This is a genomic window from Spirosoma lituiforme (genome assembly GCF_054776635.1).
On record NZ_BAAHBO010000011.1, the window covers coordinates 83,588 to 96,161 of the forward strand.

The following is a 12,574-nucleotide window of genomic DNA, read 5'->3' on the forward strand; positions in this document are numbered from 1 at the left end:
AAGATGTCCGTTTTAAATGCTATCCGGAACAAGATTATTCACCGAATTTGCGCCGTAGTTCGTCGTGGAGGAAAATATGACAATTCTTATCCCCTTTCCCTTGCATAGACCATAGAAATCGGCCCGGCACATCTCGTCAACTTTGAGACTCATTTTCAAGCCTCTATCGACGTATAAGGGGTTTACATTGATGACTGCACTACCGCTCGGGCGGCCCCGTTTTTTTTAAACTGAGCGCTGACGGTATTGCGATTGACGCCTAAAACACGATCGGACTGCCGAAGCAGCAGTATCACGTATGTCTGCTCCGTTGAGTACCATCTGCGTAATCTGCTCTTTGACCAACGGGTCACGGGCCTTGTGGGTGTAAGTTTGAACGAATGTCGGGCCGCAATCAAAGCATCGGTAGCGTTGGACGCCTGCACGGGTAGTGCCATAGCCGGTCCGCCGGTGCGGTTTGACGTGTTGGGTTTTGCCACAATGTTTGCAGGCAACAGCCGCTACGGCGGACCGTTTCTAAGACCATTCACAAAGATACCCTATTCAACGCAGTTAGGCCACTGCATCCATGATTTGCCCCGGATTGGAGGGCATATACCATACCCTATTCAACGCAGTTAGGCCACTACCCTTCGTTCAGTTGACAGTTACTACAAAATCCAATCAACTAAATACTTTGTGACAGTTTATCTGGAGATGATTCCGCTTTCACTGATCAATTAATCGTTTCTGCACTAGGGTTTAATGGTGCAAAATCCACATGGAACAACTGTCAGCAGAGGTCAAAGGATTACGTTATTGCTACTGAAAGTAATAGGTGACGAAGCGGTTTTTGTTCCACATCTTAAGTACAATAATCAGTTGTCGGCTAAACAGGCTACTTAGGGAAAACAACTGGTAATTATGCCAGTGATTTAGGCAATATTACTTTAATGGGAGCCTACACGGCACTTTCCCAGGCAAAATGAACAATGCCATTGGGCACAACTAGAACGTAGATAGGAAACTACGGCACTTTTTCAGTTAAGTCTCATTTCTAGCCTGTATTCTTCGCGCAGCCGGTCAACTAATTGATTCACCATCTCCACGCACCGGTGTTGCGATTCATCATAAATCGCACATGTAGTACACTTTTGATAAGCCAAAAAGTATATAAGAGAGTTGGTGACGATGGTCGTGAAGGTGCAAAATGGGCTAGTTTACCTGATCAATCCGCAAGGCGTAACTTCAGCATTCAATAAATTATACATCGCTGATGAGCATCAGTCATTAACCGAACGGTATTGAAATCGCCCAGTATCATATGACTAGCGGTGGTCGATAAAAGCATAATGGCTGGTGAACTTTGATGATTCAGGAAGAAGTATAAATAGCGTATATGCTGACATCAACCTTGTTAATTAATAACGCAAAGTACTATTAACCAAGATGGAAGATATACTTTCCTAAATTATAGAAAAGCGCAATTGATATCTCAATCACTCATTTTCGATGGCCAGCGGGCTATCTGCCTTTTCTTTCCTTCTTGTCCCGGACAATTCTTGTTAACTAGCGATATGGCAAGTTTCGCTAATACCCAGAGCTTAGGCAACTTGAAATGCATGAAGTACGTCATGGTCATTGGCAACCGTACGTAAGGTTTCAGTCTTAAAGTCCTCACTTCCAACAGTAAGCCCATTTGGTGTTATTTTGCTCTTTCATGACTCTATGAAATTAATCACTCGCACTGTTCCGATTAACAAGATTACTTAGTAAACCATTTAGTTCAATGCGTTAACTCATTCCTTATCATGAGCGAGCTCCTTTTGGTATGTTCCACCTGTACCAAGTTCAGAGGCTGCTCAATTAGGCGATTGCGCAATTTATGAGTGGTAGAAGCTTATACACGATTGAGTTGCTCGAGGCATACAGATACGCTTTTCATCTTTGATGACTGTCGAAATTAACCAAGCATATTTGGCAAGAAGTTTGTTTAATTAGTGTACATTATTCTTGCCATTAATTACTTAATCGGCAAGTTATTGCGCTTCAAGTAATTAATTTAATCACTAGTTGGGGTATACAAACGACCTATTGAGATAATAGAATATACCATTCATGTCATTTACACAATTGTAAAACAGGATTCGGTTACCCGGAATGCACTTGTTGTTGGCAGTTTGATGTGTTTTATAGAAAAATGCGCTGTTGATAGTATCAGTCTCCACTTTAACATCATAAATCGATAAGTTTCATTGACTTGTCAGGCTATTTGCTCAATGGAAAGAGTACAAGTTCATGTACCGAATCAACTGACACACAAAACAGACCTGCATGAGAAACAACTACTCCAGCTTAATTCATCCCCTGTCGATAGTAGAAGTAAATACCATCAGCCATCACCAATGCTGGCTTACCCATCGCTATGTATGGGTTTATGGTGGCCAGTCTCTCGAAGTCTACCCGTAGGTAAAACGAAACAGCTTTATTTGTATACGTATATACGTGTTCGTTAGCTAAGTTTTATCATTGGTTCACATCGAATATATCTGATTTGATTTCCACTTACCCGATACGCACAACCTTATGTTTCGCTTCTGTCCACATAAATTCCGCTTGCGTACCGGTCACTTGCTGTGGCCAGTCTGGCTGGCTCCGGGCTGGATCGCTTTGTGGATGGCGATCAGTATTCCCGTAGATGGGCAAGCTCCGAAAGAGCAGCCGGAGGAGGGGCAAACCTGCACCACCAGCCAAATTAGCCCGATGCGCGGCCTGGGGGTGTTTGGTCAGTCACTCGGTATACATGGAGGAGATAGTTTGGGAGTTTACGGTGATTTAGTACTTGTTCATGCCGAGGTGGTAGGGGAGGGTGTACTGGTGCTTAAAAGCCGGCATCCGCAGCACATTGTCTCCAACCACAGTACATTAAGTAACCTCGCCCTAAAGAATCCTACACGCGTCGATTTACAGGGTGAATTACGGGTAAAACAAAGCCTGACGGTTGACCAGGGAGTATTTGCGGTATCGGCTACACAGCTGGAAATGGACCTCGGTAGTCAGCTTCGCCTGTTGCGAGGGGCGCAGCTAACAAATCAACCCACCTATACGCTCCAGGATACACAGTCAAAAACGCGGCTGACGAATACAGAACGGCTGGCAGGACTGAATGCCACCGGAGCGCATAGCCTGTTTGGCTACTTTATTAAACCACAGCCAAAACCGGGTTACAACGCGTCTGGCTACCGGCTCATCGAAGCCACTCCGATTGATCCTCCGCCTAAGCTGGATTCCACTTGGTAGAGATAGACTGAATACCCACCGTTCCTTATTTTTTGTCAAGCTAGTCCGCGCCATGCTGATACCGGAGGCACTATAGCTTACGCCTTTAAAACAGCCTGTACGATTAAGTACACACATTGATTCACAATTTTTTGAAACTATAGTCATGAAACTGAAACCTTTATTTTATTCCCTGCTGATCGCATCACTAACCTCGACTGCCTATGCGCAGGTAAAAGTTGGAGCCAATCCAGGTACAATCTCGACAAACGCCGTGTTGGATGTAGAAGGCACTAGTGGTGTGCGTACCGTCATCCTTCAAAATGGCAATGTGGGCATTGGCACGACGACGCCCAATGCACCCTTGCAGTTCCCTGCTTCGATAGCGTCAAGAAAAGTTGTCTTGTATGATGCAAACAATAACGATCACCAGTTCTTAGGGTTTGGTGTGAATGCTAGTATGCTACGTTACCAAACCGCACAATCAGGAGATGATCACGTTTTCTTCAGTGGAGCTAGCACTACTACTTCAACTGAACTTATGCGGATAAAAGGTACCGGTAATGTTGGTATTGGTGTTTCCGACCCATCGCAGTCTCTTGATGTCTCAGGTACAGCTCGATTACGCAACATTCCAACAAATGCAACCAACAACCTTATTTTGACGGTTGATGCGAATGGCGTAGTTGCGAAACAAAATGCTCAAGCTGCCCAGTTGCCGGTTATAACTGGTGTATTAGGGGCGGGTACAACCCTAACGACGGCCGCCACATGGATTAACACTGGAGCGAGTATCACATTACCGGCCAACTCAAAGTATGTTGTTACTGTTAACATGTTATTAAATGGTACTACTCCAGCTTTGCCGGATAATAGTTCGTTATGGATACGTAGTACTTTTTCTGATTCCCCTACGACTATTTCTGGTTCAGATATTATTGGTAGTTCATTAGCCAGTGGTATTCTAGTCGATAATGCTACGTTTTCAATGCTAACAGGAAGTATTCTTCTTAGGAACAGTACTAGTGCGCCTAAAAAATACTATTACTTCGGATATGCGGCTCCAAACAGCCTAACAACTGCTGGTGCAACTTATACTACGTCATTCGCCAATAATGCTTCTGAAAATCAAATTTATGCAATTCCGATCAACTAAGCTGATCGTCCAATTTTAGTTTCTCCGAGATATTGTTCGCTTGGCCTTTCTTATAGGGTAAACCTTAATAGTAATCAATCAATATCTCGGGGTCCTATCTATTCAAATTTATTCGAAGTAGTATCACGGCTTTGCCTGTGAACAGGTGAACCGTGACTTTACAGGTGAGCGTCCGCCTACCACTCGTTCTTTTTCGGCGCTTATTCATTGTGTTAACCTGACAACAAATTTTCATTTTCAACACAGTAAATTTTTATGAGACGAACACTCTACCTTATTCCCCTGCTCGTATGCTTGGCGCTACTGGCGCAGGCGCAAAGCCAGATAAACGGGACTGTCCAAATCAGTTCGGGGGGCGACATGGGTATTTATAATACCCTGACATTCAATGCAGGCTACGTGATCACCCCCCGCAACGCGCCCGCTAATAACATTAGTTTTCAGGCAGGGTCAAGCTATGCGGGTGCCTCCAACGCCAGCCACGTCAATGGCTATGCCGAGAAAGTGGGCAATACCGCGTTTACCTTTCCGGTTGGTAACGGTACTATACTGCGGCCAATGGGTATATCGCCCCCCGCCACCGCAGCATCTGTTTATCAAGCAGCCTATTTTGGCGTTAACCCAGCGTCGGCTACCCTACCCTCCGGAGCACCGTTCAGCACTAGCTCCATGGGTACAGGTGTGGCACGCGTGGGTACCAGCGAGTACTGGGACGTAAACGGTAGCAGTGCCGTTGATCTCACCTTTACCTGGAATGCCGCCAGCAATCTTAGCACCGTTGTGCCTACGGGCAATACGAGCAACCTGATCGTGGTCGGCTGGAATGGAACGCAGTGGGTCAAGGTCGGTACAGGTACACCCACCACTACCGGTACACTTAGCGGCACGGGTACCATTACCGTCAGCAGCGTTACCCCTGATACCTACACGGCATACACGTTTGGCACCAATACGCTTCAACTGGCAATAACCACCAACCCCAGCCCGGTAACCGTAACCGGTGGCGTCAGCAGCACGGCTACGCTACCGTCAATCATCAACCCTACGGGCGGTACGGCTCCGTATACCTACGTTGCCATCAATCCGATCACGGGCGTTACCTCCAATACTACCGCGCATGGCATTGTAAACGTAAATCCAACCACGGGTGTGTTATCGTATACGTCCACGCCTGGCTACTCCGGTCCCGATGAAGTTACAATTAGAGTCTGCGACAGTAGTACGCCTCCGCTGTGTAACACGGTTACGGTACCCCTGAGTGTTACGTTACCCGTGGGCAGCGGCTCCCTCGATTGTTCGACGGCTCAGATACTAGGCATTACGGCAGGCACACCCGGCACGGGCAACCTCAAACTGGTTCTTAACGTTTCGGGTATCGGTACGTTCCCAGTTACAATCTCGGGCTCGGGTATGACGGCAACTACCTCGCCCTACGTGCTCAATGTTACGGCCACGGGGTTACAGACGTTCTATATTCCTATTACGTACAGCGGGGCAGCGTTTGGGCCTACCACCATCACAGTCGGTAGCTCGACCTGTTCGCCCAACCTGACGGCCGTAACACCCACGCCCGTCGTTACATCCGTACTGAACCTGGGTCCGGCCTGTGCACCCATTGTAGCGGCCACTTTATCTAAATAAGACTGTTCGGATTTAACCTCCATCGCATCCACTATGATGAGTTATCTCACTTCCCATATCCGGGCAGGCTCAACCCTCGTTGCCCTACTGTTCCTGTGTTTGCTCCTTCCGGGGCATGTTCAGGCTCAGTTTCCTACGCTGCCTGCCGTTCCCACTTCATGTAGTTACACGACGGCTCCAGCTACGGTTTCACTTACGGCCAGCGCGGCTTCGTCTGGTTTTAGTACGGCTTACCTGCTGGTCGATATGACCTCGGGTATTATTGTCAAGGCCAATACATCAGCTCCCGTCTTTACGGCGGTACCCGCGGGTATTTATTATGCCGTAGCGGCCCACTATACGGGTGGCCTCAATAACGCATCGGCTGGTAATCTGATCTCACAGGTCTATTCGTCGAATCAGTGTCTAAGCTACGGAACACCCCTGGCGCTGAAAGTTTGTAATGCAACCAGTACCTGCGACTTTCAGTCAGCACCTGCGAGCGTTACTTTCACAGCCAGCAACGTTCCATCCAGCGTTAATACCACCTACGTGTTAGTCGATGAGAGTACCAACACGATCGTAAAAACCAGTAACACAGCCTCCTTCAGCGCGGTGGCTGTAGGCGATTACGCCATTACGTCGGTTCACTACTCCGGCTCACTAACGGCCCTGGCTGCTGGTAATCGGCTGTACGATGTAGTTAATAATGCCGCCAATTGTCGGAACGTATCGCAGGCGCTACGCATTCGCGTTTGTAATTCGCCTATCGTCATTACCAGCCCTGCTGCCGGTGCAACCGTTGCCAGCCTGAATCCACCGGTGAGCGGCACAACCACGCCCGGTAGCAGTGTCACCGTAACGGGCGGGCCTGGCAGTACAGGCGGTCCTTGTATTACGACCGCCAATGCCAGCGGCAACTGGTCCTGTACGAGTCTAACCTTTACCGCGGGGCCAGCCAGTGTAACGGCAACCAATGGCGTGACAAGCGCTGTCAGTAATTTCACGGCGGCTACGCCAACGACATTAACGGTGAATCCACCAGTACCTGGTCCAGTGACCCAGCCAATCGCGGGTACGACCACGCCTGGTAACTTGGTTACTATCACGGGACCGAACAACGTGACCTTGTGTTCGACCACGGCCAGCAGCAGTGGCACCTTCAGTTGTCTGATCACTGTGCCCACGGGTCCCACCAGTGTAACGGTGACGACCACAGGACCGGGCGGCACCACGAGTGTTCCCCTCACGGTGACAGCGGTCGCTCCCCCCACGGTGGCCATCAACAGTCCCTCGGGCGTTCAGACCTCGACCTCACCCACGGTGAGCGGCACGGCTACGCCGGGTTCGGTAGTGAGCATCATGGGTCCGGGTAACGCGACGCTGTGTTCGACCACCGCTACGGCGGGGGGTAGCTATTCGTGTGTGGTCAACGTGACGACGGGTCCGGTGACGCTGACGGCGACGGCGACCAACCCAGGGGGTACGGCCAGCACAACCACCAGCTTCACCGCCGTTTCACCGCCTAGTTTAACCGTGTCTCCCAACAACACTGTGGCCAGCACGACACCAACCATTAGTGGTACGGCTACGCCGGGTTCTCAAATTGCCATCACGGGTCCTGGTAATGCAACTCTGTGCACAACGACGGCCAGCGTCAGCGGTACGTTTGCCTGTATGCTAACGACGCCTTTGCCAACGGGTCCTACTACCTTGACTGTCAGTGCGACCGGACTAGGTGGTACCACGACACGGCCCGCTACATTGACTCTGGTCGATCCGACTCCGAGTATTAGCACGCAGCCGCTCGGTGGTCAGACAGCATGTGTTGGTAGCATCGCTACGTTGTCTGTATCGGCTAGTGCTGCTGTAGGGAACTTAGTTTACCAATGGCAGAGTGCTTCTTCGTCAACCGGTCCTTTTTCTAGTATAACTGGTGCAACGTCAGCAACATATAATGCACCAACTACCAACGCCGGTACTATCTACTACCGTGTGCTGGTCAGTAATACTGAATCGGGAACCGTTACCTCCAGCACCGCTGTGGTAAGCACGGTAGGATCACCATCGATTACGGTACAACCTACCGCAACCCAAACGGTTTGCGCGGGTAGTCCCGCTTCACTGTCTGTAACGGCCAGCGGGGGCACCGGTACCTTGACCTATCAGTGGCAGAGTGCTAGTTCGCCAACCGGTACGTTTACACCGATCAACAGCGCTACGCTGACCAGCTATAACGTACCTACGGCAACGGCAGCAACAACGTATTACCGTGTGCTGGTTAGCTCCGCTGGGTCGGGTTGTGGCACAGTTACATCATCTGTGGCGAACGTCATCGTAAATGCTCAACCAACGATTGGTGGTGTTTCACCAGTCAATCCATCGACCTGTTCCACGAACACAGGGGCGATAACCCTGAGCGGTCTGGTTCCTTCAGCTACGCACACAATCAGCTACAGCAAAAATGGAGGCTCGGTCACCACCGCTACGCTGGTAGCCGATGCATCGGGCAATGTCGTTTTGAACGGCTTAGGAGCGGGCACATACACGGGAATCACTGCCAATGTTGGTAGCTGCGTTTCGGCTCCTTACGCGGCAACGGTTACCCTAACAGATCCGGTTCCAGCGGCCTTGGCGGCTAACCAGATAACGGCTTATAATACTACCTCTTGCGGAACCAGTACGGGCCGGATCGAGATCACGGGCTTGTCCGCCAATACGGGAGGTCTGGTTGTTAGCTACAGTCGTAATGGTAGCCCGGTAACTGTTACGCTGTCGACCGATGCAAGTGGGAAAGCCACCATATCGTCTCTATCTGCCGGGTCGTATACGGCCTTCACGGTACAAACGGGAAGTTGTACGACGGCGCCATTTGCCGGTCCGGTTACGATTGCTGACCCTGGTTTGACAGCTCTCTCGGGGAGTAATATATCCAGCACGAGTCCTACCTCCTGTGGGGCCGCGAACGGGACCATTACCCTGTCGGGATTACCTGCAAATACGGCTCTCACTATTTCATACCAGAAAGGTGGTAGTCCGATGACGGCCAGTGTGACAACCAGTAGCGCTGGACAGGCAACGCTGTCAGGACAGGGTGCTGGTGTCTATACGCAGATCACCTACTCGGTAGGTGCCTGTACATCCGCACCATTCAGCGGATCGGTCACAATTGCTGATCCAGGGGTGACGCCTTTGACTGCTGCTAATGTAAGCGGCAAGGCTCCTACTTTCTGCGGTGGTACCAACGGGCGTATCGAAATCACAGGTCTGTCGTCCAACCAGTCTATAACGATCAATTACAAGAAAGATGGTGTGGCTCAGTCGCCGGTTAATGGCATCACCGATGCCACGGGTAAAGTCGTAATTGGTAGTCTTTCACAGGCGAACTACACAGATATAACCTATACGCTGGGGGCCTGTACATCGGCTGCTTACACAGGCACGATAAACATGCAACAGCCAGAACTGTCTTCTTCGCAGGTATCAGGCTTTAATCCAGCCGTTTGCGGAGCTAACACAGGTAGAATTGAACTAACTGGTTTGGGTAGCAATCAGTCGCTGAACATCAATTACGTATACAACGGATCTCCGCTAGTGGTCGCCGTCACGAGTGATGCTACTGGAAAAGCCACCATCACAGGCCTGTTCTCGGGTACCTACACCGCTATGAGCTACGCGCAGGGAACCTGTACATCGACGGTCTATGCTGGTCCGTTATATCTGACTAATCCAGCGCCAACGGCACTAAGCAGTAGCAATGTGCTGGGAATCAATCCGACCCAATGCGGCCAGACGAACGGTCGCATCGAGATCACAGGGCTGGCTGGCAACATATCGACAACGGTTACGTATAAGCGTAACGGAGTTGTTCAGTCGACGATAGTCTCAGCTGACGCAAGTGGAAAAGCCACGATTCCTTCCCTGTTAGCGGGTACATACTCGGACTTCACCTACTCGCAGGGAAGCTGTACATCTGCTCCGTATATTGGACCCGTTACGTTAACGGACCCTACGCCCACTCCGCTTACGCAGGGTAATGTGGCTACTTTCAATCCGACAAGTTGTTCGGCAACGGATGGTCGTATTGAAATCACGGGGCTAGCTTCCAATGTGTCAACGACGCTGACTTATGCCAAAAATGGCGTGTCATCTACCGCCGTGGTTACCAGCGATAATAGTGGTAAAGCGACACTGACGGTAGGAGTAGGAAGCTATTCGAATTTCAGCTATCTGCAAGGCACCTGCGTCTCGAACCCTTATGCCGTTACCCTGACAATCAGTGTAGCCGGATGTGGCCGTCTCTTTGTCAACGCGTATCTCCAGGGGGCGCTTGTTAGTAATGGCGGTAGTCTAAGTACGACGGGCAAACCGCTTATGCGGGATAACCTTCGTGCAGGCGGTTACCTACCTCTGAGCGATCCCTATCGAACGGCAGCCTATAGCGGTTTGTTCCCGCAGGTCAACAATGCGGAGAACCAGTCAATAGCTGCGTCTTTGACCGCTGTAACCGGTGACAAAGCCATTGTGGACTGGGTATTTATCGAGTTGCGCAATAAAACCAATCCGGCAGCTGTGAGCTACACTCGCTCGGGCCTGTTGTTGCGCGATGGAACGGTAATCGATTCGGATGGTCAGCCAGGCTTGGCATTCAGCGGAGCTACAGCAGATAACTATTACGTAGCCATTCGGCATCGCAACCACCTGGGTACCATGACACAGCAGTTGGTATCGTACGCTGGTACTGGCGCAGCGACCACCGTTGATTTTATCACTATGACCGATGCTCAGATTTGGAATGCGAGTGGCTACGATGGAATTGAGCGGAGTACAGTAACGGCCAGTAGTCAGACTGTTCGTGCCCTATGGGCGGGCAACACGGTTGGTAACAATAAAGTGAAGTACAGCGGATCTGGCTCCGGCCTGCCTGTTATACTGAATAATATTGTCAACTATCCAGGGGGTTCGGGTGCGTTCAACTTCACCAATGCCTATGGGTATCTGAATGGGGATGTTAACATGGATGGACGGGCGCTGTATGTCGGCTCCGGCAACGATGGGGCCGTCATTCTAGGTAATGTCATCGCTTATCCTCTCAACAGCGCTGGTGTGTATAACTACGATTTGATGCTCCAACAACTTCCTTAATCCACGGACCAAACAAGTGCAATTATGAAAATAAGACTTATAGACTTGCTGGTGTTCTTGCTGGTGATAGCGGGTTGGACTGGCCACAAAGCCGTCGCGCAGAACATTGATGTTACCCTCAAGTACAATACCTCGACTGATTTGTATGAGGTATATGGGCGTCCTACGTTCACAAACGCAAGATTTGGAATAGGAGCCGGTAGTCAAATTTCGATTGTTGTACCCTCGAGTACAGCAGATAATGCGATTACTGTCAATTCTGTTAATGGCGGGGCCTGGAGCGATGGGTCAAGAATCTATGCGCCTTCAGCTGATCCCGCTCATGATTTCCATGGGATTGCTACCGCAGGGGCGTACGCCACGCTTGCCGCTGGACAGGAAATTCTGTTCTTCACGTTCAGTGTAGCGGGGGGGTGTTCACCAAGCATCCGGCTATTTGAGAATAGCTCGGACCCGTCGTCGAGTGCCCCTGGCATGGGCGGAGGTGACTTTAAAAATTATGTAGGCGACGCCACCAGTTTCGGTGATGACGTATATGGTAGCAACTACGTGAGTCCTGGGGGGCTTTGTGGCACCCCCCCCACACTAGCAGTTACAGGTCCTTCCGGGATTCAAACGTCTATTTCGCCTACAGTAAGTGGCACGGCTACGCCGGGTTCGGTGGTGAGCATTACAGGCCCAGGTAATGCGACCTTGTGTTCAACGACGGCCACGGCTGGGGGCAGTTTTTCCTGCGTAGTCAACGTACCGACGGGGCCGTCCACTCTGACGGTGACAGCCGCTAACCTGAGCGGTACGGCCTCAACAACGACGAGTTTCACCGCCTTGGCACCTCCAACGGTAGCGATCAACGGTCCCTCGGGCGTTCAGACCTCGACCTCACCCACGGTGAGCGGCACGGCTACGCCGGGTTCGGTGGTTGCCATCACGGGACCAGGTAATGCGACGCTGTGTTCGACTACTGCCACGGCGGGGGGCAGTTTCTCCTGCGTGGTGAGTGTAACCGCCGGTCCGGTGACCTTGACGGCGACGGCGACCAATCCAGGGGGCACGGCCAGCACGACCACCAGCTTCACGGCTGCGGGTGCGCCTACCTTGACAGTGCGCCCACCGGTTCCGGGTCCGGTGACCCAGCCCATTGCGGGCACGGCCACACCGGGTTCGGTGGTTGCCATCACGGGACCGGGTAACGTGACCTTGTGTTCGACGACGGCCAGCGCGAGCGGTGCGTTCAGTTGCTCGATCACCGTGCCCACGGGTCCGACTAATGTGACGGTGACGACCACAGGACCGGGTGGCACCACGAGTGTTCCCCTCACGGTGACGGCTGTTTCGGCTCCAACGGTGGCCATCAACAGTCCCTCGGGCACGCAGACCTCGACCTCACCCACAGTG

Annotated in this window: 6 protein-coding genes and 1 pseudogene; 6 read left to right on the forward strand and 1 reads right to left on the reverse strand. The window is 51.1% G+C overall.

Features of this window, described 5'->3' with window-relative positions:
* Positions 1–108, forward strand: a pseudogene (locus tag ACYU87_RS25665) (IS110 family transposase); the annotation flags it as partial.
* A gap of 117 nt (positions 109–225) precedes the next feature.
* Here ACYU87_RS25665 and ACYU87_RS25670 read toward each other — a convergent pair.
* Complete coding sequence (locus ACYU87_RS25670) at positions 226–345, reverse strand: hypothetical protein (protein ID WP_461136860.1); 120 nt, start codon at positions 343–345, stop codon at positions 226–228.
* 2,220 nt (positions 346–2,565) lie between these two features.
* Between ACYU87_RS25670 and ACYU87_RS25675 the strand changes: the two genes are divergently transcribed.
* The 5 genes from ACYU87_RS25675 to ACYU87_RS25695 all read left to right on the forward strand — a co-directional run.
* Positions 2,566–3,279 carry a hypothetical protein gene (locus ACYU87_RS25675; protein WP_461136861.1) on the forward strand — a complete coding sequence of 238 codons (714 nt, stop codon included), beginning with the start codon at positions 2,566–2,568 and terminating at the stop codon, positions 3,277–3,279.
* Between the two features lie 145 nt (positions 3,280–3,424).
* Complete coding sequence (locus ACYU87_RS25680; RefSeq protein ID WP_461136862.1) at positions 3,425–4,414, forward strand: hypothetical protein; 990 nt, start codon at positions 3,425–3,427, stop codon at positions 4,412–4,414.
* 255 nt (positions 4,415–4,669) lie between these two features.
* Positions 4,670–6,055 carry a hypothetical protein gene (locus tag ACYU87_RS25685; RefSeq protein WP_461136863.1) on the forward strand — a complete coding sequence of 462 codons (1,386 nt, stop codon included), beginning with the start codon at positions 4,670–4,672 and terminating at the stop codon, positions 6,053–6,055.
* A 33-nt stretch (positions 6,056–6,088) separates the two neighbouring features.
* Positions 6,089–11,179 carry a beta strand repeat-containing protein gene (locus ACYU87_RS25690; protein ID WP_461136864.1) on the forward strand — a complete coding sequence of 1,697 codons (5,091 nt, stop codon included), beginning with the start codon at positions 6,089–6,091 and terminating at the stop codon, positions 11,177–11,179.
* Positions 11,180–11,203: 24 nt separating this feature from the next.
* On the forward strand, positions 11,204–12,574 hold a 1,371-nt coding region (locus ACYU87_RS25695; RefSeq protein WP_461136865.1), incomplete at its 3' end, for an Ig-like domain-containing protein.

Bases quoted from the DNA above. Each gene is read 5' to 3' on its own strand.
- ACYU87_RS25680 (WP_461136862.1), top strand. From the start codon at position 3,425: ATGAAACTGAAACCTTTATTTTATTCCCTGCTGATCGCATCACTAACC.
- ACYU87_RS25685 (WP_461136863.1), top strand. From the start codon at position 4,670: ATGAGACGAACACTCTACCTTATTCCCCTGCTCGTATGCTTGGCGCTA.
- ACYU87_RS25690 (WP_461136864.1), top strand. From the start codon at position 6,089: ATGATGAGTTATCTCACTTCCCATATCCGGGCAGGCTCAACCCTCGTT.
- ACYU87_RS25675 (WP_461136861.1), top strand. From the start codon at position 2,566: ATGTTTCGCTTCTGTCCACATAAATTCCGCTTGCGTACCGGTCACTTG.